The sequence below is a fragment of the Streptococcus suis genome, assembly GCA_002831545.1.
Taxonomy (GTDB): Bacteria; Bacillota; Bacilli; order Lactobacillales; family Streptococcaceae; genus Streptococcus; species Streptococcus suis_P.
Map to the genome: position 1 here is coordinate 1,787,916 of CP025095.1, position 24,090 is coordinate 1,812,005.

At 39.8% G+C, this 24,090-nt stretch carries 25 protein-coding genes and 1 pseudogene; 8 read left to right on the plus strand and 18 right to left on the minus strand.

Features of this window, described 5'->3' with window-relative positions; genetic code table 11:
- Positions 1 to 100: 100 nt before the first annotated feature.
- The 9 genes from CWM22_08660 to CWM22_08700 all read right to left on the minus strand — a co-directional run bounded on the left by CWM22_08660 (position 101) and on the right by CWM22_08700 (position 9,689).
- A complete protein-coding gene (locus CWM22_08660; protein AUC91959.1) occupies positions 101 to 373 on the minus strand; it encodes a hypothetical protein in 273 nt (90 codons plus the stop codon).
- Positions 374 to 499: 126 nt separating this feature from the next.
- Positions 500 to 1,090, minus strand: a complete 591-nt coding sequence (locus CWM22_08665; protein AUC91960.1) for an ATP-dependent Clp protease proteolytic subunit — start codon at positions 1,088 to 1,090, stop codon at positions 500 to 502.
- 116 nt (positions 1,091 to 1,206) lie between these two features.
- On the minus strand, positions 1,207 to 1,836 hold the full coding sequence (locus tag CWM22_08670; protein AUC91961.1) for a uracil phosphoribosyltransferase: 630 nt from the start codon (positions 1,834 to 1,836) through the stop codon (positions 1,207 to 1,209).
- Positions 1,837 to 1,913: 77 nt separating this feature from the next.
- Positions 1,914 to 3,530, minus strand: coding sequence for a glucohydrolase (locus CWM22_08675; protein AUC91962.1), 1,617 nt, complete (start codon positions 3,528 to 3,530; stop codon positions 1,914 to 1,916).
- Positions 3,531 to 3,602: 72 nt separating this feature from the next.
- Positions 3,603 to 5,051 carry a sucrose phosphorylase gene (gene gtfA / locus CWM22_08680; GenBank protein AUC91963.1) on the minus strand — a complete coding sequence of 483 codons (1,449 nt, stop codon included), beginning with the start codon at positions 5,049 to 5,051 and terminating at the stop codon, positions 3,603 to 3,605.
- A 69-nt stretch (positions 5,052 to 5,120) separates the two neighbouring features.
- A complete protein-coding gene (locus CWM22_08685) occupies positions 5,121 to 5,951 on the minus strand; it encodes a sugar ABC transporter permease (GenBank protein AUC91964.1) in 831 nt (276 codons plus the stop codon).
- Positions 5,952 to 5,961: 10 nt separating this feature from the next.
- Positions 5,962 to 6,837: a sugar ABC transporter permease gene (locus CWM22_08690; GenBank protein AUC91965.1), complete on the minus strand. Its 876-nt coding sequence runs from the start codon at positions 6,835 to 6,837 to the stop codon at positions 5,962 to 5,964.
- 131 nt (positions 6,838 to 6,968) lie between these two features.
- On the minus strand, positions 6,969 to 8,210 hold the full coding sequence (locus tag CWM22_08695) for a sugar ABC transporter substrate-binding protein (protein AUC91966.1): 1,242 nt from the start codon (positions 8,208 to 8,210) through the stop codon (positions 6,969 to 6,971).
- Positions 8,211 to 8,234: 24 nt separating this feature from the next.
- A complete protein-coding gene (locus tag CWM22_08700; GenBank protein ID AUC91967.1) occupies positions 8,235 to 9,689 on the minus strand; it encodes a sucrose-6-phosphate hydrolase in 1,455 nt (484 codons plus the stop codon).
- A 167-nt stretch (positions 9,690 to 9,856) separates the two neighbouring features.
- Between CWM22_08700 and CWM22_08705 the strand changes: the two genes are divergently transcribed.
- Positions 9,857 to 10,873: a LacI family transcriptional regulator gene (locus CWM22_08705; GenBank protein AUC91968.1), complete on the plus strand. Its 1,017-nt coding sequence runs from the start codon at positions 9,857 to 9,859 to the stop codon at positions 10,871 to 10,873.
- Between the two features lie 59 nt (positions 10,874 to 10,932).
- Here CWM22_08705 and CWM22_08710 read toward each other — a convergent pair whose 3' ends face one another.
- Positions 10,933 to 12,165 (minus strand): sugar ABC transporter substrate-binding protein, encoded by a 1,233-nt coding sequence (locus CWM22_08710; GenBank protein AUC91969.1) that lies wholly within the window; start codon positions 12,163 to 12,165, stop codon positions 10,933 to 10,935.
- A gap of 12 nt (positions 12,166 to 12,177) precedes the next feature.
- Positions 12,178 to 14,352: an alpha-galactosidase gene (locus CWM22_08715; protein ID AUC91970.1), complete on the minus strand. Its 2,175-nt coding sequence runs from the start codon at positions 14,350 to 14,352 to the stop codon at positions 12,178 to 12,180.
- Positions 14,353 to 14,457: 105 nt separating this feature from the next.
- Between CWM22_08715 and CWM22_08720 the strand changes: the two genes are divergently transcribed.
- Positions 14,458 to 15,297 (plus strand): AraC family transcriptional regulator, encoded by an 840-nt coding sequence (locus CWM22_08720; protein AUC91971.1) that lies wholly within the window; start codon positions 14,458 to 14,460, stop codon positions 15,295 to 15,297.
- Positions 15,298 to 15,328: 31 nt separating this feature from the next.
- Here the strand turns inward: CWM22_08720 and CWM22_08725 are convergent, their stop codons facing one another.
- Positions 15,329 to 16,489, minus strand: coding sequence for a cysteine desulfurase (locus CWM22_08725; protein AUC91972.1), 1,161 nt, complete (start codon positions 16,487 to 16,489; stop codon positions 15,329 to 15,331).
- 1 nt (position 16,490) lies between these two features.
- On the minus strand, positions 16,491 to 17,582 hold the full coding sequence (locus CWM22_08730; GenBank protein ID AUC91973.1) for a cystathionine gamma-synthase: 1,092 nt from the start codon (positions 17,580 to 17,582) through the stop codon (positions 16,491 to 16,493).
- A 202-nt stretch (positions 17,583 to 17,784) separates the two neighbouring features.
- On the opposite strand from CWM22_08730, the gene CWM22_08735 reads away from it, so the two are divergent.
- From CWM22_08735 to CWM22_08755, 5 genes are all read left to right on the plus strand, one after another.
- Positions 17,785 to 18,051, plus strand: coding sequence for a hypothetical protein (locus tag CWM22_08735; GenBank protein ID AUC91974.1), 267 nt, complete (start codon positions 17,785 to 17,787; stop codon positions 18,049 to 18,051).
- A 13-nt stretch (positions 18,052 to 18,064) separates the two neighbouring features.
- Positions 18,065 to 18,319, plus strand: coding sequence for a hypothetical protein (locus tag CWM22_08740; protein ID AUC91975.1), 255 nt, complete (start codon positions 18,065 to 18,067; stop codon positions 18,317 to 18,319).
- Between the two features lie 9 nt (positions 18,320 to 18,328).
- Positions 18,329 to 18,580 carry a hypothetical protein gene (locus CWM22_08745; protein ID AUC91976.1) on the plus strand — a complete coding sequence of 84 codons (252 nt, stop codon included), beginning with the start codon at positions 18,329 to 18,331 and terminating at the stop codon, positions 18,578 to 18,580.
- An 80-nt stretch (positions 18,581 to 18,660) separates the two neighbouring features.
- Positions 18,661 to 19,410 carry an SAM-dependent methyltransferase gene (locus CWM22_08750; GenBank protein ID AUC91977.1) on the plus strand — a complete coding sequence of 250 codons (750 nt, stop codon included), beginning with the start codon at positions 18,661 to 18,663 and terminating at the stop codon, positions 19,408 to 19,410.
- Positions 19,400 to 19,672 carry a GIY-YIG nuclease family protein gene (locus tag CWM22_08755; protein ID AUC91978.1) on the plus strand — a complete coding sequence of 91 codons (273 nt, stop codon included), beginning with the start codon at positions 19,400 to 19,402 and terminating at the stop codon, positions 19,670 to 19,672. The genes CWM22_08750 and CWM22_08755 overlap by 11 nt, the downstream gene beginning before the upstream one ends.
- A gap of 14 nt (positions 19,673 to 19,686) precedes the next feature.
- Here the strand turns inward: CWM22_08755 and CWM22_08760 are convergent, their stop codons facing one another.
- The 5 genes from CWM22_08760 to CWM22_08780 form a co-directional block, all read right to left on the minus strand.
- Positions 19,687 to 20,298 carry an FMN-dependent NADH-azoreductase gene (locus tag CWM22_08760; GenBank protein ID AUC91979.1) on the minus strand — a complete coding sequence of 204 codons (612 nt, stop codon included), beginning with the start codon at positions 20,296 to 20,298 and terminating at the stop codon, positions 19,687 to 19,689.
- A 131-nt stretch (positions 20,299 to 20,429) separates the two neighbouring features.
- Positions 20,430 to 20,837: an N-acetyltransferase gene (locus CWM22_08765; GenBank protein AUC91980.1), complete on the minus strand. Its 408-nt coding sequence runs from the start codon at positions 20,835 to 20,837 to the stop codon at positions 20,430 to 20,432.
- 111 nt (positions 20,838 to 20,948) lie between these two features.
- Positions 20,949 to 21,548, minus strand: coding sequence for a DUF1648 domain-containing protein (locus CWM22_08770; protein AUC91981.1), 600 nt, complete (start codon positions 21,546 to 21,548; stop codon positions 20,949 to 20,951).
- Positions 21,535 to 21,813 (minus strand): ArsR family transcriptional regulator, encoded by a 279-nt coding sequence (locus tag CWM22_08775; GenBank protein AUC91982.1) that lies wholly within the window; start codon positions 21,811 to 21,813, stop codon positions 21,535 to 21,537. The genes CWM22_08770 and CWM22_08775 overlap by 14 nt, the downstream gene beginning before the upstream one ends.
- 143 nt (positions 21,814 to 21,956) lie before the next feature.
- On the minus strand, positions 21,957 to 23,516 hold the full coding sequence (locus CWM22_08780; protein ID AUC91983.1) for an ATP-dependent helicase: 1,560 nt from the start codon (positions 23,514 to 23,516) through the stop codon (positions 21,957 to 21,959).
- 111 nt (positions 23,517 to 23,627) lie between these two features.
- Between CWM22_08780 and CWM22_08785 the strand changes: the two are divergent.
- Positions 23,628 to 23,705 (plus strand): annotated as a pseudogene (locus tag CWM22_08785) (hypothetical protein).
- Positions 23,706 to 24,090 lie beyond the last annotated feature (385 nt).

A 24,090-nucleotide genomic window follows, 5' to 3' on the forward strand; every position in this document is an offset into this window, starting at 1 on the left:
GATGTATCCAATATACTGAATTATCTGAAAATTGTCAACAAAAAAAGAAAAAAATTTTAAAATAAAAAATTAGCAGGGAATACATACCTGCTAATTCCGACTATCCTACAACTGATGGTTCTTCATCTCTCCATAGATTACCTACAAAGTTTTGGTCTAATTCCTTAATGTATGAAGGAATCACTTTTTTTACAAAACGTTCCTTTTTCAATTTTAATATGGTAGCTTCTACTAGTTCTTGATCCATATACACCAAAACATATCGCAAGCGTTTGGAATGGTAAACAATATCTCCATATTGGCTGAGTTTACGCGCATCACGATTGTAGTGTAAATAGACAGTTAAGCAAGTGCGATTTTTCTTCTCAAACATGTCTTCTCCTCTAAAAATTCTCTTTCTATATTATACCGTTTTCAATGATAAATGAAAAGCTCCAACTACCTGTAAAAGAGTTGGAGCTAATAGGAATAGTCAGTACTATTACATATTTGTCACTGCTTATTTGACTTTTGTATTGTCCATAATCTGGTCAATAAATCCGTAAGCCAAGGTTTCTTCAGCTGACATCCAGTAATCACGTTCGGCATCCTTGTGGATTTGTTTCACTGTCTTACCTGAGTTGTCTGCCAAGATTTTTTCTAGCTTATTACGTGTTTTTAATAGGTGTTCTGCAGCAATGGCCATATCCGTTTGCTGAGTACCGCCACCAGTTCCACCCATTGGCTGGTGAATCATGTATTCCGCATTTGGCAACATGAAACGTTTGCCCTTGGCACCGCTTGACGCAATGATGGTTCCCATGCTCGCAGCTGTTCCCATAACGATGGTTTGAACATCAGCTTTAATGAAATTCATCGTGTCTACAATGGCAAGACCTGCTGACACCGATCCTCCTGGCGTATTAACATAGAGGTAAATATCCTTTGTAGGGTCTTGGGCATCAAGGAAAAGCAATTGTGCAATGATAGAGTTTGCCATGTTGTCCTCAACTGGTCCTGTCAACATGATAATGCGGTCTTTCAAAAGGCGTGAGTAAATATCATAAGAACGCTCACCACGGCTAGTTTGTTCAATAACTACTGGAATCATAAAATTACTCCTTTTCGAGATTTTCTGTACTCATTATATATGAATAGTCAAAATTGGTCAAATAAAAAACACGATTTCAGGAAATGAAAAAGAAACCAGCAGAGCTGATTTCTTAATTATTTTGTACCGAACAAGCGGTCACCTGCATCTCCCAAACCTGGTACGATGTAGCCTTTTTCATTGAGTTTTTCATCCAAGGCTGCCGTGTAGATATCAATATCTGGATGTGCTTCTTGAAGAGCTTTTACACCTTCTGGAGCTGAAACAAGAGCAACAAATTTGATATTTGAAGCACCACGTTTTTTCAATGAATCAACTGCAAGAATAGCTGAACCACCAGTCGCCAACATTGGATCAACGACAAAAATATGGCGTTGGTCAATGTCGTCAGGTAATTTTACGAGGTACTCGACTGGTTGAAGTGTCTCTTCATCACGGTACATACCAATATGACCAACCTTTGCAGCTGGCACAAGGCTAAGCAAGCCGTCAACCATACCAACACCTGCACGAAGAATTGGTACAATAGCCAATTTTTTACCGGCAATTTGTTTTTGAACTGTTTTCGTAATTGGTGTTTCAATCTCCACATCTTCCAGTGGCAAGTCACGCAAAACTTCGTAACCCATTAGCATTGCGATTTCATTTACCAACTCACGAAAATCCTTAGTAGAAGTCGATGTGCGACGAAGGATTGACAACTTATGCTGAATGAGTGGGTGTGAAATGACTTGGAATTTACCCATGATGATAAAACCTCTCTTTTTTGTTTTTTCCATTTTACCAAAAATTCATGAAAAAAGCATGGGAAAAGAAAAGGAATTTATTTTTTGAGAACGATTGCCTCATACGGTCTTAATAATTGTCTATCCAAAAATGTAGCTTCATCGTAATTATGCATAAACAATGAATACCCTTCGCTTGATACGTCAAATGCTTGCTCATCACTGGTGAAATTTACCAGAATGAGGAAATCATCCTGATCATCATATTTACGGTAGGCCATTACCAAGCTATTTCCAGTCTCCATCACTTCATATTTTCCTTCAGACATACAAGGATACTCTTTCCGAAGAGCGATCAATTTTTGATAGGTATAGAAAAGCGATTGTTTGTCTGCAAGTGCTTTTTCAACGTTGATGTCTTTGACAGTATCTCCCAAAGCCAGCCAGGCTTGACCTGTACTGAAACCTGCACCTTCTGCCCCTGTCCATTGCATTGGACGGCGAGCATTATCACGACCTTTAGCATTAATAGCAGTAATCAATTCCTCCTTGGTGAAGCCATTTTCAATCCGCTCCGCATACATGCGACGTGTTTCAATATCATCCGCTTGGCTAATATCAGTAATTGGTGTGTTAATCATACCAATTTCCTCACCTTGGTAGATATAAGGTGTCCCTGACATAAAATGAAGATAAATAGCTAACATTTTACCACTTAGTTCACGAAATGCAGGTCGATCATCACCGAAGCGAGAAATGGCACGAGGTAAATCGTGGTTATTCCAGAAAAGCGAGTTCCAGCCTTTACCAACCAGTTCAGTCTGCCATTTGGAGAGAACCTTATGCAAACGTGCTGGATCAAGCGGTGCCAAATCCCACTTTTCTTTCCCTTCCTGCTGATCAAGTCCGACATGTTCAAATTGGAAAATCATCGAAAATTCTTTTCGATCAGGATGCGAATATAACTGAGCATTTTCTGGATTGGCACTCCAGGTTTCCCCAACAGTCACTAAGTCGTAAGCACCAAAGGTTTTCTCATTTAATTCCTGAATAAGAGGATGGAGAGTCGGTCCATCGGCTGTAATTAATTTTTCCGGTTCTTTTCCAATCAAATCAATCACATCTAGCCTGAAACCGCCGACACCTTTTTCAATCCAAAAATTGATCATGTCCCAGATTTCTTGTTTCAGAGCAGGATTTTTCCAGTTCAGATCCGGTTGCTTAACAGAGAATTGGTGGAGATAGTATTTGTTCAGATGTGGAACGTATTCCCATGCAGAGCCTGAGAAGGTCGAACGTAATTCATTCGGCTCATCAGCCCAAACATAATAGTCATAATAGGGATTATCTGGTCCTTTGAGGGCTTCTTGAAACCAGAAATGTTCATCCGAGGTATGATTAAGCACCAAATCCATGATTATTTTGATATTGCGCTTATGGCCTTCTGCAATCAGCTCTTCCATATCTTCCATGGTCCCAAATTCTGGAGCAATTCCTTGGTAGTCACTGATGTCGTAACCATTGTCATCCATGGGTGACTGATAAACAGGACTGAGCCAAATAGCATCAATTCCAAGCTCGTGAAGATAATCTAATCGGCTGATAATCCCTCGAATATCCCCTACTCCATCTCCATTTGAATCTTGAAAACTACGAGGGTAAATTTGGTAAATGACGGACTTCTTCCACCAATCTGTCTTTTGTATTTCTGGCATGTGATTGATCCTTTCTGTACAATCTAATTTACGCAAGAAAAAGGGGAATCCCCCTCTTTCTATATAATCATATTATAACTCAATTGTGGTAATTTTGCCCTCTTCTATTTCAACAATTTCAAAGGTTTTTTCTTTTAGGTTTGCTATTAGGCGGGCAGATACCCCTGCATCTTGATTATTCCAGAAAATTTCCATACTTGTTTCATCCAGCATCTTAACAGAGAACTCTCCGTCGAAAGCTGGACTTGTATTGCGGAATTTAAGGAGTCTGAACAAGGATTGTACAACTGGCCGTTGTACTTCGTGCTCAATTTCTTCCAAATCATAGTAATGGCGATTGATATTACGACCTTCCTTACTTGATTCTAAAAGTTCAATATCATTTTCGCCTGCAAGTAAACCAACATAGTAAATCTGTGGAATACCTGGTGCAAAACATTGAAGAACTCGCGCTAATAGGTAATCTTGATCGTTATTGCCAAGGGCAGAATAATATGTACAGTTAATCTGATAAATATCCAAATTATTATAGGCTTCTGTACTATAAATTTTCTTCACATTAGCACCTTGTGCATATAAGGCTTCACGCGTTTCCTCTGTCTCCTCATCCGTCAGCAAATCCTTAACGTCCACAACCCCTATTCCATCATGTGTATCAAGAGTTGTAAATTGCTTACGAGGGCAAATCTCCATCCAGTGAACCAGACGATTGACATGACCAGAATACAAAGCGTGGAGAACCAGCATTGGCAAGGCAAAGTCATAAACATAATAATCCTGTTCCGCAATTTTTTGCTGAATGGTGTAGTGTTCATGAATTTCTGGTAAGATTTCTACATCTTTTGGTGCCAATAACTGACGTGGAAAATGGAGCATTTCCCAAATATCAGGCTCCACAAAGAAACAGTTGGTTCCTATTTTTTTATTGGCATAAGCAAAGGCGTCCAAACGAATGATCGAAGCTCCATGTTCTGCCAACTGTTCCAGATTTTCTTGGATGAACTGGCGTGTTGTCTCTGTAGTCACATCCAAGTCAATCTGCTCTTCATCAAAGGTACACCATACCTTCTCCTCGCTACCATCAGCAAATGTTGCAATTCGATATGGAGCACGAGGTTTACGTTTGTATATCAAATCAACATCTTCTTGCGTTGGTTCACCATTTGGCCAAAAGTTTTTATAGCGAATAAACAAATCCGCATAAGCTGATTCATCTTTCTTTTCAAGAAAATCAAGAAAATAAGGAGATTTTGCAGAAATATGATTGATCATAAAATCGAACATTAGATAATAGTCCTTGCTCAATGCTTCAATATCTGACCAATCTCCAAATGCAGGATCTACCTTTGTATAATCCATTGGCGCAAACCCACGGTCACCTGATGATGGGAAAAACGGCAGAATATGGATACCTCCCACAACATCCTTTAATGGCCCCTCAAGAACTTTTTTCAAATCCTTGAGATTCTTTCCTAAACTATCCGAATAAGTAATCAACATCGCTTGATTTTTAATTTTCATAGATTTTCTCCTTTGTAAGCCTTTTCTTTTTTCATTGTTAGAAAAGGTTGAACAAGTCAACCTTTCGATTTATTTGACAGAACCACTCGTCATACCTGAAATAATATGTTTTTGGAAGACAAGATAGACAAGTAAGATTGGAATAATTCCCACCACATAGGATGCAAATGATGGTCCATAATCACTGAAATACATGCCTTGATAGTTGTATTGGAAAAGTGGTAAAGTCCACATGCTTTGGTCACGGTTCAATACCAATAGGGGCAAGAGGAAATCGTTCCAGACCCAGAGGGCATTGATAATCAAAACAGTTGCATGCATAGGTTTCATGAGTGGGAAAATGATTTTCCAGTACATGGTAAATTTATCACAGCCATCAATAGCTGCCGCCTCATCCATTTCCTCAGGAACAATGGTCTTAATATAGCCGACATAGAGGAAGAGTGCCTGAGGAACTGCATAGGTCAAATAGAGGATAATCAAGCCGACAATATTGTTCAAGCCAAGGCTAGACATCAATTTGGTCATTGGGAGCATAATCACCTGGAAAGGTACAAAAATCCCAATAATCAAGAAAAAGTAGATAAAGTTAAATACTGTCTGGCGTTTCATTTGACGGGCTACGGCGAAAGCTGCCATTGGAATAACAAGTAAAATCAAGCCAACAGCTACAATCGTAATCAAGGCAGAATTGCCAAAATATTGAACAATCCCGTCATTAAACAAGCGTTCGTAGTTATTTAAGGTGAAATGTTCAGGAAGACCAAAGAAATTGCTCGTGATTTCCTTGGTTGGTTTGAACGAACTTATAATCGTCACAAGTAGCGGAATAAACATGAAGAGAATACCGCTGAAGAGCACGAGATAGACCCACCAATTATTCTGTTTTTGAGTATTCATGACAGTCCTCCTAAATTTCAAATTTCTTCGAAATTCTCATCTGAATCAATGAGATGACAATAATGAAGATGAAGAGTACTACAGCCAAAGCATTGGCATAAGAGAATTTGTTGTCTACAAAGGCATAGTTGTAAACGAGTAAGCCCAAGGACTCTGTTTTCCCATCAGGACCACCACTTGTCAGTGCAAAGATAAGGTCAAATGCTGTCAAACCTGATTTCATTGCCAAGATGAAAACCATACTGATGGACGGTAACAAGAAGGGCAGCTCAATGTTGAAAAACTGTTGAGAACGAGTCGCACCATCAATAGCAGCTGCTTCTTTCACATCTTCTGGAATACTTTGTAAACCAGACAAGAAGATGATGACTGGCATTGCCAACCCTTGCCAAAGAGCCACAAAAAGTACGGCTGGAATGACACTATTTTCTTGAACCAATAAGTTTTCCATCAACCAATCGATATGCAGAATCTCACCAATTTGTGTGAAACCATAGTTGAACAATTGGACAAAAATCAATCCTAACGTAACTGTGGATAGCACTGCTGGGAAGAAATACCAGGTTCTAAAGAAACCAACCGCTTTAATCTTACGATTTAGGAGACTAGCCAACCAAATCCCAATAACAATTTCTCCGATGACCAAACCAATGGTGAAGATAATGGTAAAGGTCATGGAAGTATAAAAATCAGGATTTTTTAAGATGTCTAGATAGTTTTGAATACCAATTAAACTAAAATCCGATGTCAATCCATTCCAATCCGTCAAGCTATAATAGATACCTGTAAATAGGGGATAGAAGAAAAAGATTAACTGTAAGCCAATTGGTATGGCAACAAATAGATAGGGCCAATATTTAGCAATAAATCCTTTTTGATTCATCATGGTACTCCTTTTTGATAAAGTTATAGTTACTTAGTCTCAGTTCAAGGAATCCCATAGGATTACTAAAACTGACACTAGGCAACTATAAGGAGGCTAGGCTGCAACTAGCCTCTGCTTATAGTTTTTCGGAATTATTTTTTCATTGGGTCAAAGAATGCATTCAATTCGTCCGCAAGCTTATCTGCCTTTGGATCTTTGATTGTTTCTACAGCAATGGTCCAGAAATCATTTTGCGATGTCCATTCTTTATGCAACCATGCAATTTGCTTATCAGTAAAGGCATATTGGGCAACTCCTTCAATTTCTGGGAACTTTCCTTCTGTTTCAACTCCCTCGACAGAGGTTGGCGAACCGTCTACATCATAATATTTTTGCATGACTTCTTTGCTAGACATATAAGCGAGGAACTTTTTAGCTTCTTCTGGGTGTTCCGTCTTGGCACTGATTGACAAAGCTAAGTCGGCACCACCGATAGTCACATCATCCCCTTCTTTTTCTCCAGGGAAAGCAAAGATACCATAATCCAAATCAGCATTCTGTTGATTGATGACTGCAGCAGCCCAGCTACCTTGTGGCATCATGAGAGCTTTGCCATCTGCAAATGCTGCGACAGCATCGGCATACTTAGCTCCAGAAAATCCTGATTGACCATTGTCATGTAATAAGTCGAATGATTTAACAACTGCTTGAGTAACTGGGTTATCAGCTGAGATACTTCCTTTGCCACTACGAACAAGTATATCTTGAGCTTGATCATAACCACCAGCTGCGCTCACCCATGCCAATTGATGGAAACCATTTAGTGACCAAGAGTCAGCCAATGATAATGCAAACGGTGTTTCCCCTTTTTCTTTGATTGTTGCTACTAATTTCTCAAATTCAGCAGTCGTTTTAGGAACATCTAACCCTAACTCTTTAAATTTAGTCTTGTTATAATAAATACCATAAACATTAGTATTTAATGGAAGTGAATAAATTTTATTATCAACAGCATAGCTCTCCGCAGCGCCTGCTTTCAAATTTCCAACACCGGCATCCTCTCCAAGTTCCAAGAACCGACCATCTTTTGCCCATGCCTCAAAATCTGCGGCAACTGGGTAAACGTTGATAATATCTGGTTCTTCATTATTAGCCATACGGGTTTTTAAAATCGTTTCTGCATCTGGAACACTTGAAAATTTAATACTAATATTCGGATTAGCTTTTTCAAAATCAGTAATTATTTCCTGCAAAGTCGCTTGCATCTCTGGTTTTTGCGAGAAATATTCTAGTTCAACTTTATCGCTAGACCCCGCTGAACCATTCCCACATGCTGCTAGCAAACTAGCAAAAGCAATCACAGATGCACTTTTAACGAATTTTGTAAATTTCATTTTCTTTCTCCTCCTATAAATAGGTCATTTGGTAATAATATCGTATTTTTCAACTGATAATGTGACCGTTCCTTGACTCTGGAAACGAATGCCATCTGCTTCAAGTGGCGTTTCAATTTCCATACTAAACACTTGCTTCCCTCCATTGATAAACAATTCAATGGAATGACTATCCAAAATAAAGCGACAGGTGATTGAATCTTGGAGGTCTACCGCTACTTTTCTGAAACAATTCTGATCTAATCTAAGTCCAGAATAGGTTCGATCAACTTCTAGCGTATTAGTCTGCCGATTAAATTTGAAACTGGTATATAAGTCATCTTTGCAAGCTAGATCAATTTGGAATGTTGTCCATTCTTTACCAGTCAAACTGAGCTGTAAATCAATAAATCTACCTTTCAAATCTGGTTCTTGATAGGCTCCATCAATGGTGGTTGAAAATTGAAGTTTATTTTGACGATAAGCCTCTAGTTCCCGAATCGGTTGCTGGATGAGCTTACCATCTTCTAAGCTAAGCTCTCTCGGAAGAGTCATCATAGCCTGCCACTCTAAATTTTCTAAATCAGAAATCGAATTCCACGATTTCATCCATCCAATAAGAATCTGTCTCCCATCACTCAGACGACACGTTTGTGGTGCATAAAAATCCAAACCATAATCAAGAGATTTTCCTTCACCTTTATCAAATTTATGATTTTCTCTGTCATAATTTCCAATAAAATAGACTGAATTGTGACCATTATGGAATTCTAGGTCTTTAGCTCTCATGTGTTGAGGTGAGCAGATTAGAACGGATTGACCATCAATTTCAAAAAAGTCCGGGCATTCCCACATGCTACCATACTCTCCTGTATCATTGCTCGCAAGTACTCCCTTATAGGACCATTCTTGTAAATTCTGACTTGAAAATAGTTGGATTTGACCACGCCCATCTATATCCAAGTTTCCAACAACCAGATTGTATAGTCCATCTTCTTTCCAAACTTTTGGATCACGAAAATGTTCTCTACTAAAACCGTCAGGCAGTAGATTTCCTGTCAATACTGGATTCGTATTAACTTTTTTATAATCAACTCCATCTCCAACGGCTAAACATTGGTCTTGAACAACTTCAATCTGCCCACTACTGTTTTCTTGTTTTCGAACCCCTGTATAAATTAGATAGTGTTTTCCCTCGTGCTCCACTGCACTTCCTGAAAAGCATCCTTCCTGGTCATACCATTGGTCGGGTGCTAGAGCCACGGGCAAATCTTTCCAAACTACCATGTCTTCCGTCACTTGGTGTCCCCAGTGCATGGGCCCCCACTTGATATCATAAGGATAATACTGATAAAATAGATGGACTTTACCTTGAAATTCTGAAAGTCCATTCGGATCATTTAGCCAACCAACAGGTGGGCTAACATGAAATCGTGGCCTTGTATCCGAAGCAACATGATGCTGGGAAACATAATCTCTAGCCTTTTTCAAGTTTTGCATCCTTCACCCCCGGATGTTATTTGTGATGTAACCGGTTACTTACTGGTATTGTACCCTTTTAGTTTTTGATTGTCAAGCGTTTTCAAAAATATTTTTCTAAATTGAAAAAAGATTGACACATAGCGATTTTCACTATATAATACTGAAAACAAAGAAAGGCTTTTCAAATGAAGCAACAAAAGGTTACATTTGCGGATATTGCAAAACATACAAATTTTTCAAAGACAACCATATCACGATATTTTAATAATCCCGATTCATTAACAGATGCCAGCAAACAAAAGATTGAAAGAGCATTAATTGAACTGGGTTACCAAGAAAATAAACTGGCAAAAGTATTAGCCAAAGGTAAAACGGAGTTCATCGGTATTATCATACCAAATCTATTTCTCCACTTTTATGCGGCTATTTTAGAAGAAATATTAGCTACCTATAAAAAAAATAATTACAAATTCTTAGTTTTCATCGGTGATGACAATATTGAGACCGAACGAGAGTATATCCAAGAATTATTGGCTTATAATATCGAAGGATTGATTGTATTAAGTCATACCATTACTTCTGAAGAATTAGCCAGTTACAATGTTCCTGTGGTTTCAATTGAGCGCGAATCACAATATATTTCTAGCATTGAAACCGATAACTATCTCGGAGCCATTCAAGCTACAGGTTCTTTAATCAAGAATAACTGTGATATACTTATCCATATTAATGGAAAATTGAAAGAAAATATACCTGCCTATAATCGAGTCAAAGGTTTCGAAACAATGTGTCAGGACAGTGATGTAGAATACAGAATCTTTGCAACTGACCTAGGTAGTTCTTACCATCAGATTCAAACTGAATTACAGCACCATTTTGAGACGATTGAGGCTAACTATCAAGGTAAGCGCAAAGGAATTTTCTTTGCTAACGATACCTATGCCTCTATCTTTGTCAATATCCTATTTCAAAAATATGGTCATTTCCCTGAGGATTATCGTATCGTAGGATTTGATGATTCTCCGATTGCATCGGAAACAATTATCCCATTGACAACTATCAGACAAGATTTAAAGGCTATTTCTCACACAGCTTTAGAAGTTTTGAGCCAGCAAATAGAAGAACGAAAGAAAGAAATTATTTCGCCTATCCAACATCGCGAGATTGCTCCAAAATTGATTAAGCGCTCCACAACATTTTAAAATAACGGCTACCTAGTAGAAATAAAATATCGTTACTAGGTAACCTTTTTTATTGTTCATTACTTCATTGGGTCAAAGAATGCATTCAGTTTTTTCACTAATTCTGCTGAGTTTGGATTTTTAACCATTTCAACAGTGATATTCCAGAACTCTTCTTCTGATTCCCATTCAGATTGCAACCAAACTACGTGTTTGTCAGTGAAGGCATATTGTGTCACTCCAGCAGTTTCTTCAAACTTACCTTCTGTATCTACACCTTCAACTGAAGTTGGTGAGCCATCTACATCGTAGTATTTCTGGATAACTTCTGGACGAGAGAGGTATTCTAGGAATTTTTTAGACTCTTCTGGGTGCTCTGTATCTGCGGAAATAGAGAGAGCAAGGTCAGCTGCACCGATGGTGTAGTCGCCACCTTCTTTATCACCAGGGAAGGTAAACATACCATATTCAAATTCTGGTTCTTGTTGGTTAACAGCTGTAGCTGCCCATGTACCTTGTGGAAGCATGAGAGCATCTCCTGCCGCAAAAGCTGCCACTGCATCTGCATAGAGCGCGCCTGTCGCACCTTTTTGTCCATTATCTGTCAACAGTTGCAAGCGTTCTAAGACAGCTTTTGTTGTAGCATCATCTTGAATTGCTCCCTTTGCACTGCGGATTAGAATGTCTTCAGCACCATCAAAACCACCCGCAACAGTTACCCAAGCTAACTGATGGTAGCCGTTCAATGACCAAGCATCGTTCAATGAAAGAGCAAACGGTGCTGCACTGCCATCAGCCTTGATTTTGTCTACCAAAGTCACAAATTCTGCATAGGTAGTTGGAACTTCGAGACCCAACTCTTTGAACTTATCTTTATTATAGTAAATACCATAAGCATTAGCTGTCAAAGGAAGGGTGTAATTTTTTTCATTAACAAGATAAGGCGTTACAGCACCATCTTTTAGATGACTAAGACCTGCATCATCACCAATTTCTAGGAAACGACCATCCGCTGCATATGCTTTGAAGTCCGCATTTTGTGGATAAATGTTGATAACATCTGGCGCTTCGTTATTTGCCATACGGGTTTTCAGAACAGTTCCTGCATCTGGTACATTTGAAAATTTAACATCAATCGTAGGATTTTCTTTTTCAAAATCATCAATAATTTCCTGAAGAGTCGCTTGCATTTCAGGTTTTTGTGAGAAATATTCAATTTCTACCTTATCGCTACTACTTGCATTCCCACAAGCAACCAAGAAGCTAGCAAAAGCACACACTGACGCACATTTTAAAAATGTTTTCATTTTCATTATAAAATCCTCCTAGATTTTGTTAAAAATATATTGTACACTAAAATAATCTTTTTGAACATGTGGCATTGTAAGCCCAATATTCATCAATTCATCCCCGTAGAATGTCTCTCCTAATTGTGGGCATTCATACAAGGCATCTGGGTCTAGCCCCTTCAACCGAACATGAAGCAAAGGCGCTTCTGGCTTGGCAAGAATTTTTACAAATGTAAAGACCGCTTGATTCTTATCTTGACTAACATAATTGGCAGCCCAGGTATTGGTCGTCTTTTTCAGACGGTAGAGCTGACCGAATTGTATCGTTTCACGAATGGAGTGATAGGTTTCGATTTGCTGACTGATTTCATCCAATTCCTTTTCCGAAAGTTTCGTTAAATCCAGCTCGTAACCAAATGCTCCTCCCATCATAGCCACATTGCCTCGTGTAGCAAGAGGCGTGATACGACCAACCTGATGGTTTGGAACGGCAGAGACGTGTGCGCCAATTGAGGAAGGGGGATAAATCAAACTAGTACCTTCTTGAATAGATAAGCGCTCAATCGCATCTGTATCATCACTTGCCCAAGCTTGCGGCATGTAATACATGATTCCCAAATCATTACGACCTCCACCGCCTGCGCAGGATTCAAAAAGAATATCTGGGAACCGCTTGGTAAGGTGGTCTAATACACGGTAGAGACCTAGCATGTAACGATGGTGGAACTCAAAGCGCTGGTCATTTGCTAAACCTTTAGGGATATTGGTGATATTACGGTTCATATCCCATTTTACATAAGAAATATTGGCTGATTCTAATATGGAAGAGACGCTATCAATGATGTAGTCACAGACTTCTTGCTTGGTCAAATCCAACACTAATTGTTCTCGGCTGTAAACTGGTAAGCGTCCTTCTGTGCGAATTGCCCAATCAGGATGTTCACGATAAAGATCGCTATCAATAGAAATCATCTCTGGTTCAAACCACAGACCGAATTTCATGCCAAGCTCATTTATTCGCTCTGCTAAGCCATTCAAACCATTTGGCAACTTATCCAAATTGACTTTCCAGTCACCCAATGAACTCTCATCATTGTTTCGTTTACCAAACCAACCATCATCCAAAACAAATAATTCAATACCAGCTCGACTGGCGACCTGAGCTAACTGTAAAATCTTTTCTTCTGTAAATTCAAAATAGGTCGCTTCCCAGTTGTTGATTAAAATGGGCCTTGGTTTGTTTACAAACGATGATCGAATGAGGTGTTTTGTAATAAAGTGATGACTATTTTGTGTCATGCCAGTAAATCCTTTATCAGTATATGATAAGAGAACTTCTGGAGTTTGAAAACGATCATCCTTATCCAATTGCCATGAGAAATAGTGACTTTCCAATCCTAATCCCAATCGACTGGTTTCCATGGCTGTCGTTTCGACAAAGGCTGAAAAGTTGCCACTATAGACAAGGTGAGCTGAATATACATCGCCCTTGTCCTCACCTGCATCGGGTGAGGCAAGTGCTAAGAAAGGTGTTCTTGAGTGACTTGAGGCACCTCGAATGCTACCAATCGAATACTGACCTTTTGTCAGTGGGGTCTGTGTCCACTCTTTTTCATAAGCATAACGTCCAGTCAAGCTGTGAACAATGAAATCTTGATGTGGAAAATCTACCGTTGCAGATAAGGCCTTCTCTAGTTTACATGGATATTTGCCAGTTTGAATTGTAGCTGACCGTGCGAGATAGGAGGCTTCTTCAAAAACAGAATACTGAAGTGTTACAGTAACATCTGTCAACTGATCATAAAGATCAATTTCAAGACTCTCTACTTCTTCTTGATTTCCAAAACTTGCTGGTAATCCCCTCAGTTCTTTTTTCCCCTTGTATAATCGATACTCTTTGTATTTTAGGTCAAGAGTAACCCCAAATTCGTTCCGAACATCTATTGCTGAGGTTCTAAAATCTCCCAGACCATTGCTAGAATATTCGAGTGGGAGGACATCCAATGAGTATGTCCTATCCCCAGTAATTGGACTCGGAGAAAATGATCGATCTAAATATGTTATTTTGTTTCCATCGCTAAATTTTTCGATTTTTTTCCCAAAATAACGATGAACCAAATCACCAGTTTTTAATACTTGAATGATATAAGAAAATTCTCTTGTTTTCAGGTGAAAAATCTGTTTTTCATTATAAATCTCAATCACATTCATCTCTCCCATCTCTTCTTTATGGTCTTATTGTACAAAATGAAAACGCTTTATTTAATGGCCTTTTGTATTTAAAACATGTTATAATGTTTCCTAAGGAGGATTGAAATGAATATTCTAAATATCTATAATGAATTGGATAGTCATAATTTTGACCTAAATGTAGACCATTACGGTGCCGAACAATGTGACAAGGGCTATTCCTTCGGTCCTACTATCCGTGATAATTTTGTCCTGCATTTTATTACAAAAGGAAGAGGGAAAATTCTTGTTGACGGAAAAACAAGTTATCTATCAGCAGGTGATTTGTTTATTCTTCCAAAGGATGTTTCCATTTTCTATCAAGCTGATGATATAGATCCTTGGACCTATATATGGGTTGGTTTTAGTGGTTCACGAGCAAAAGATCTACTTAATCAAAGTCAACTGCTAGAAAACTACTACCTCCACTCCAGTCTAGAGTCCCCAATTCTAGACTATATGCATCAGATTAACCATGTTCAGATGCATCCCATCCCCTCTATCACTGAACTAGTCTTAATTGGCTACCTCAATCAACTCTTGGCTGCGCTCATCGAGGAATTTCCAAGTGAAACATTAATTAAGCCCGAAACACAAACCAAGCATTATGTTCAGCAAGCCATCAAGATGATCCATAACCACTATGCTCATCCAATTAAAGTTTCTGAAATAGCAGATTTTCTAGCTCTAAGCCGAAGTTATCTCTATAAGATTTTTAAGCAGGAAACAGGCTATTCTATCAAAGATTATATTTTACAAGTAAAAATGAATCGTTCTTGTCAACTATTAGAAGATGCTTCTCGGAGTATCACTGAAATCGCCTATTCTGTCGGCTACCAAGATCCTCTCACCTTCAGCGCAGCCTTTAAAAATTATTTTCATATGAGCCCGACAGAATTTCGAAAAACGCAAAAAAATAAGGATTAGGTGATTTTACTCACACCTAGTCCTTATTTCTTTATCCAAAAACGTTTCTAAGCCGTTGACAGGCTTCTTCAATGACATCAAATGGAGCTGCTGCATTTAGACGCGCATGGTGTTTGCCCTCTTTACCAAAGCTTAAACCATCGTTCAAAATCAATTTTGCCTGTTCTTGCAACAATTCGAACAATTGGTCATGTTCCAGCTGATAGTCAGAAAAATCAAGCCAGATAAGGTAGGTTCCCTGGGGCTTCATGACCTTGATCCGAGTATGGGAAGTCAAATACTCTTCAACATAATCAATATTTTTTTCTAAAATACTTTTTAACTCTGTCAACCACTCATCCCCATAAGTGAAGGCAGCTTCTGTGGTTAACAAACCAATTGTTGGAACTTCATGCTGATTGTTTGCCAATTGACGCTTAGCAAAAGTCTTGCGAATGCTTGGATTTTCAATAATAGCGAAGCTATTTTTCGTTCCAGCAATGTTAAATGTTTTAGTTGCAGATGATAAGATGATTGAAAAATCTTTGAAACTTTCATCCACCGTATTAAAGGAATCATGTTTGTGACCATATAAGGTCAAATCTTGATGAATTTCATCTGAGACAAGAACGACGCCATGTTTCTGACAGAGACGTCCAATAGCTAAGAGTTCTTCCTTGCTCCAAACCCTACCACCTGGATTGTGTGGACTACAGAAAATATAGAGTTTCACTTGATTCTCTACAATGTCCTTTTCAAGCTGGTCAAAATCAATTCTAAAAACGCCATCCACATCTACAAGTGAATTGGTAACAAGCTGACGATTGTTTAATTTGACAGTCCGTGCAAAGGGTGGATAGACTGGCGTATTAATGAGGACTGCATCCCCTTCTTCTGTCAAAGATTGAATAGCCACAGTTAAGGCAGGAACAACACCTTCGATGAGCAGGATGGACTCTCTATTAATCTTGTAGCCATGCTGTCTATCTTCCCAGTCAATAATAGACTGATAAAGACTGTCACTAGCATAGGGATAACCAAAGACGTGATGATCTGCGTAGTCACGGATTACTTGGCGAATTTCTGGAAGTGGCTCAAAGTCCATATCTGCAATCCATAAAGGTAAGAGTTCAGGATCAGCTTCTACTTTTTTCCATTTTTCAGCATGGTGCGTTAGGCGATTTGGCTTACTAGTAAAATCATATCTGGTCATCTTATCCCTCCAAGGCTACTTCCAAGTCGGCAATCAAATCATCCGCATCCTCAATACCGATAGACAAGCGAAGCAGATCATCTGTCAAACCGTATGAATGACGGGTATCAGCTGGAATGTCTGCGTGAGTCTGGGTAGCTGGATAAGTAATCAAACTTTCTACCCCACCCAAGCTTTCCGCAAAAGTAAAGATTTTCAAGGTATTTAGAATGTGTGGAATCTTGCTCTCATCAACCACCTTCAATGAAATCATCCCACCTTTACCTGTGTAAAATACTTGCTTCACTGCAGGATTCTTCTCCAAATAGGCAACAATTTTCTGAGCATTTTGTGTCGCCCGCTCCATTCGAAGCGAAAGAGTTTTCAAGCCACGCATGAGTAAATAAGCATCCAGTGGCGATAGGGTTGGGCCTGTTGTATTTTGGTCATAAAATAGCTTATCGTACAAGACTTTATCATTGGTCATCAAAGCGCCAGCTAGTACATCATTATGCCCAGATAGGTACTTGGTTGCTGAATGTAGGACAACATCCGCTCCTAGAACAAGTGGATTTTGGTAGATAGGGCTGTAAAAAGTGTTATCGACAATCACCTTAGCACCTTTGGCATGGGCGATAGCCGAAACCTTAGCGATGTCAAACTCCACCATGAGTGGGTTAGTCGGTGTCTCCAGATAAACATAGTCTGTCTCTTCGGTGATGGCTGCAATCAGCTCCTCCTCGGTGTTTGCATAGGTAAATTGAAATCTACCGATACTCTCTTGCTCATTGAACCAGCGGAAGGAACCACCGTACAAATCACGCGCCGCTACCACTTGACTCCCTACAGGAAAACCATTAAAAAGTAAGACCAGAGCAGCCATTCCCGAGCTCGTTGCTAGGGCATAGTCGGCCTTTTCAATAGCTGCCAAAGTCGTCTCTAGACTGGCACGTGTCGGATTTTTTGTTCTCGTGTAGTCATAACCTGTCGATTGACCAAACTCAGGGTGTTGATAGGTCGTCGAAAGGTGGATAGGGGAAATCAAGGCACCTGTTCTCTCATCGCTATTGATGCCCGTATGCGCTAAAATCGTATCAATCTTATAATCTGTCATAACATCTACTCCAATCTAACTTACAATATAGTCTAGCATGAAATAGGAGATTTGGTGTGAAAAATATCCAAAAATACTTATAGAAAAATAGGGAGCCTTGTTATAGTTTTTCTTTATAACAATAACCATACTGGATTTACCGATAAATACTTTTAAATCTATACATTATTTGATATAATAAAAGAAAGAGAGGTGAGTGAATATGAAATTCCAGTTTAACAAGCATTTCTATCGTTATAGCGCCTTCTATTCTCTAGTTTTTTGGTCTTGTTTTTTTCTTTCAGACATTTTGCTAGACTCTTCCCAAACGCCTGCATGGTATAGCCTATTAGCCTGTCTGATTATTTTTATCAATGCCATTCGAACCTTTTTCTTCAAGGAAGAAAAAGAACTCACTCGCATGGGCTACATCTTCTATATCGGATTGATTGTGGTGATTATCTATCTGAAATTCATTTTGGGTAAATAGAAAGGAGCTTACTATGTCTAAAAAATTCAATAAAGCATTCTATCGGACCTGGGAATTTTACTTGTCTCTTGCCTGTATCCTACAAGTGATTTCTGCAGCTATACATGGACCATTTTGGTTTATCCATTTTCTCAAGCTTGGACTCGGACTTTATGCTGGTTATCTAGCTTTCTTTAAGTCACGTAGCTGGATTAAAAAAACATGGCAAATTTATCTAACGATTAGTTTTATTGTCGCTTGGACAATCATTTCCTTCTTTGTACTGTGAGGATTTTATATGTTTAAAGAATTTAATAAAGAATATTATCGGAGTTTGAATTTTTATTTAATGATATTGTTGTTATTAGGTAGCATTGGAGAATGGTTGGACAAGGGGCCTAGCCTCTGGTTTGGACTTTTGCTATTTGCTACTGTCGGTACTGCCCGTAGTGCCTTTTGGTCTAAAGAATGGACCTTAAAAGCAAATTGGCAAATCTATCTCTGCATCGCATTCTTGCTTGTTGGGGCTTGGGTAGAATTTTTTGTTTAAGAGTTGAGGGCGGGGTATTCGCTCTCTTTTTTCATTCAAAATAAACAGTGATTTTCATTCAAAGATGGTATAATATACCTATGCAAAAAATTGATTTACTAGACGGAGAGCGGATCGACCAGCTCTTCTCGACAGATGTTCAGATTATTCAAAATCGGGAGGTTTTTAGCTACTCGATTGACAGTGTCCTGCTCTCGCGTTTTCCAAAAATACCTGCTCAGAAGGGGCTGATTGTTGACCTTTGTAGTGGAAATGGGGCGGTGGGCCTTTTCGCTTCCACACGCACCAAGGCCCAGATTATTCAGGTTGAATTACAGGAACGCTTGGCGGATATGAATCGCCGCTCCATTGCCCTCAACGGTCTGGAGGAACAGCTTTCGGTCATCAATGACGATTTGGCAAATCTGCCCCAGTATGATCTACGCTCCAAGGTTGATTTGATGCTCTGCAATCCTCCCTACTTCAAGGTGGATAAAGAGTCAAACCTCAATGAAAGCGAGCATTATCTTCTAGCCAGACACGAGATTGCAACCAACCTAGACAGCATTTGTCAGGTGGCCCAACAGGTACTCAAATCCAATGGTCGCTTGGCCATGGTTTACAGACCTGACCGATTTTTAGATATTTTGGACACGCTGAGAACCTACAAATTGGCGCCCAAACGCATCCAGTTTGTCTATCCCAAGGCCAGCAAGGAGGCCAATATGTTGCTAATTGAGGCTATCAAGGACGGCTCGGTGGACGGTCTGCACATTCTGCCACCTCTGGTTGTCCATGAGGAAAATGGCGACTATACTCCTGCCATTCGTGAGATTTATTATGGAAAATAAGGCCTACTTTTATGTTTTGGAATGTGCCGACGGAAGTCTTTACACTGGCTATACGACTGATGTGGAGAAGCGGCTTGCTACCCATAATCGTGGGAAAGGGGCCAAGTACACCCGCGCACGCTTGCCTGTCAGCCTAGTCTACCAAGAAGCCTTTGCCAGCAAACAGGAAGCTATGTCTGCCGAGGCTTTGTTTAAGAAACGCAGTCGGCAGAGTAAGTTAGATTATATTGCAGAAATGACCGAGAAACCTCGCTCCACATAGGGCGAGGTTTTAACTTAAAATGTCTCCAAAATCGTATCAATTTTAGCCATTGCCTCTTCGAAAATAGCCTGAGCCTGACTTGGATCAGCAGATTGCCCTTCGATAAAGACCTGGTGAAGGTCTTCAAAGCCTAAAAATTCAAAGATAGACTTGATGTACTGGGCAGCTGGATCTTGACCTGCATAAACACCACCATTGGACTGGATGTGCAGGAGCTTTTTGTCCTTGACCAAGCCGATAGAGCCTTCTGGACCATACTTAAAGGTCAGGCCTGCTACATTGATGGTATTGACCCAAGATACCAACTGACTTGGCACATTGAGATTCCAGAGAGGATTGACGACGACAATCTTATCAGCTGCAAGAAATTGCTGGGTCAAGGCATTATAGCGGTCCAACTGCTCTGCTTGTTCAGGACTGATTTCTATACCTTTTTTAACCGCTCCCATAGATTCTAACAAAGGCTTGTCCAAAGCTGGAATCTGGTCTTCAAAAACATCTACTATTTCAATCTTATCCTCTGGGTGCAAACTGGCGTACCGAGTTTGAAACTCTTCCAAGGCTCGCAAGGCGTAGGACTTTTGTGCGTCAAGTGGGTGGGCTTTTACAATTAATAGATTTGCCATTGGTTCTCTCCTTTATCATTCGTTATTACTAATTATTGATAAACATATTCTACTCTTTTTGATTTGAAATTCAAATCATTTGCTCGAAGCAAAAGGCTGGTCTCCCAGCCTCTCCATTTCTAAATTGTTCCTTATTTTAAATAAGTATAAGCGACACAGTCCAGGCTATCAACGGCTGTAAAGCCAAGTGCTTCATAGAAAGACCGTGTCTTCTCTGTATTGTCCGTCAAGAGATGAAGCTGATAAATACCCGAAAAGTGTGTAATGGCCTGCTCCAAAAGATGACGCCCAATTCCCTGACGCTGATAGGTTGGTAGGACCAAGATGTCCTGAATAAAAACGATTGAATGCCCGTCACCAACTGCTCGTAAGAGACCCACTAGACGGTCACCGTCAAAGGCCGCAAGAACGAGCAGACTATGTTTCAAGGCCTTCTCTAGCATTTCTGGACGACTTGTATATCCTGTCCAACCCACAGAAACATAGAGGTCTAGGACTGCTTGAAAATCAAGTTGAGGATTTTGTCTGTAAGTAATCATGATGTTCTCCTTTGTATTGTTTTTTAGAATACAAAGGCTTTATCCATTGTCAAAATACCCATGGTCAACCCTCCTGTTTTACTACTTCTAGTATAACAAAAACCACTCCAATTATGAAGCAGTTTTAAAATGCAGATAAGCATAATAGATACTAAGACTTACAACAGAAATACCAACCAAAATCATTACAAGGATAGATAGGGTTGGTGAACCCAACAAACTTACTAACTGCAACACCCCACCAATCATCAAGAAATAGCCAACATACTTTCTTCCTTTTCGTTCTATTTCGTTGGTCTTGCTGTCCAATTCCTCCTTGGGTAAATAATTTCCTATCACCATATAATAGACAGTCAGCAGTCCAATGACAAGTCTCCAGTAATCCAATTCTCCTCCTAAATTATACCAGAGTAAAGAAACTTGAATGATGAGAGCCAGTAGCGGAAAAAACCATTTGACCACTCGAATGACTGGTGTTTTCCCTATCCCTTTCACATCATAAAGTACACTAATGAATAGGTGAACACAAAAGAATGATAGCGGTGTCAAAATCATCATATACTTGGCCATAGAGCCATTTGGCTCACCATTTACGCCAAAATGTGTCACCATGGTGTCTGGCAATGCTTTATAGTAATAAATCATCAATACAGCTATTAGTAGAAATATACTAGAAGTTGCTAATAATGTTTTTATGTCAATTTTCTTCATCTTGTTGCCCTCCAAAACTTGCAATCCAAACCAAGACTTCTTCAAAGACCGTATAGTTTAGACGATAATAAATAAAATTTTTCTGCTTTTCCTCCAAAATTAATCCAGCTTTTTTCAAAGTGGATAAATGATGAGAAACTGTTGCTCCTGTTAATTGAAATTGTTCTACAATTTCCCCAGCAGACTTCGGCCCCGACTTAAGACTATCTAGAATTTGCCTACGAATAGGAGCAGAAATTGCCTTCAAGGTTTCAGACAATCCCATAATAAGCCTCCTTGTCCATCTATTTAGAAATATTTCTAAATAGAATTATACTCTGTTTTCATTATTTGTCAAGAACTATTTCGATTATTTTCTAAATAGATTTCAAAAAAACAGACCACTCTTTATGGTCTGTCAAATACGGCTTATCTCTCACCCTTATTGCGAATCACAAAGCCTGTTTTCTTTTCACTTGATGTGCGTTGATGCGGTTTTTTGTTGTCCTGACGGCGGTTGTCACGTTTGAACTTGTCATCGCGACGGTTTCGGTCATTGCGGTCGCCACGGCGTCCTCCACGGTCTCGGTTGCGGTCACCGTCACGACGGCCACCACGTCCACCCTTGCCCTTGGCTTGACCAGGTGCAAACTTGAATGGCAGTGGTTTTTCACGTGCGATTTCCACTTCTGGCAAACTATCTGGATCCTGTACGGTCAGACTAAGTACGTAGAGAGCAAGCTCTTCAGGCGTAAATTCAGCTGCTAACTGAATAGCATCTTTCTTGAATTTATCAAAATTGCTACGGATGGTCTCATCCGCCATTTCACGCTCAATCTTTTTCAAGGCAACTTTCTTCTTAGCTTCGAATGCTTCCTGAGCAGTTGCTGGTTTGAGACCTTTCATACGTTTCTTGGTCAAATCTTCGATGATTGCCAAGTAGCCCATCTCGTTTGGCGAAACAAAGGTAATAGACTGACCTGATTGACCCGCACGACCTGTACGACCGATACGGTGAACATAGCTTTCTGGGTCCTGTGGAATATCGTAGTTATAGACATGCGTTACACCTGAAATATCCAATCCACGCGCCGCAACGTCCGTCGCAACAAGGACATCAATCTGATCGTTTTTAAAGTCACGAATAACACGTAGACGTTTGTTCTGGTCCAAATCTCCGTGGATACCTTCTGCACGGAAGCCACGCAGTTTCAAACCACGAGTCAATTCATCGACACGGCGCTTAGTACGACCGAAGACGATAGACAATTCAGGCTGGTCAACGTCCATGAGGCGTGTCATGGTGTCAAATTTTTCATGTTCTTTGACACGGACATAGTATTGGTCCACGTTCACATTGGTCAATTCCTTAGCCGCAATCTTAACGTGTTCAGGCTCTTTCATAAATTTGACACCAATACGCTTGATTGGCTCTGGCATGGTCGCAGAAAATAGGAGAGTCTGGCGACTTTCTGGCACACGCTCAATAATCGCTTCAATGTCGTCCAAGAAGCCCATGTTGAGCATTTCATCAGCCTCGTCAAGAATGAGGGTTTCAACGCCGTCAAGTTTGAGGGCCTTGCGTTTGATTAAATCCAACAAACGCCCTGGCGTACCAACAACGATGTGGGCACCTGAGCGAAGGGCCTTGATTTGTTTTTCAATGCTTGAGCCACCGTAAACAGAGCGGACTTTCACACCCTTTTCACGACCAAATTTGAAAAGCTCTTCCTGACTCTGCACCGCCAACTCACGCGTTGGGGCAATAATCAGGGCTTGTACAGCTTGATTGTTGGTGTCAATTTTGTTGAGAGTTGGCAGACCAAAGGCTGCTGTTTTCCCTGTACCCGTTTGGGCTTGACCAATCACATCTTTTCCTTCCAGAGCAAGCGGAATTGTTTGCTCCTGGATAGGTGACGGCGTTTCAAAACCTGCCTTCTCAACGGCAAGCAAAATATCTTCTGATAGATTTAATTCAGTAAATTTCAATTATGATACCAAGTGCGTTAAGAAAACAAGGTGAAAATAGGAGACTGACGCAGTGGAAAAGAATAACAGCACTATTCTTATTATAGGTCAACATCTCAGCGCAGTGGTTGATTGGCAGATTTGTTCGTATTACATACTCCAAATCTGACCTCTACGACTGATGCGAACAAAGTTCGCTTCATCTCCAACTCCAACTGTCTCCCAGACAGTTGGAGCTATGCGGGGGTGGGAGTGAAACAGTCTGGGAATAGACTGTTTCAGCTCAACAACTTGCAACGAGAAATTGTTGACGAACTCTATCGCTTTCTAGTTCTGTCCCACTCCCTATCTTTTTCACGAAGTTTTTAGCACGGGTTCGAATGCTCTTCCCGAACTAGTTTCCTAACGCATTTCCTTTCTTTTACAAGGCAGTGCGAAGCTACCTTATCTAACTTTTTTTGTAACAATTATTTCCACTGGCAGCGAACTAACCAGTATCAGACTTGTAACTTAACTAGTATAACACATTCTAAGCATAAAGGTTGGCTTTTGCCTTGAAAATAAAAATAATACGTTTTCAAAAAAAACTTAAAAA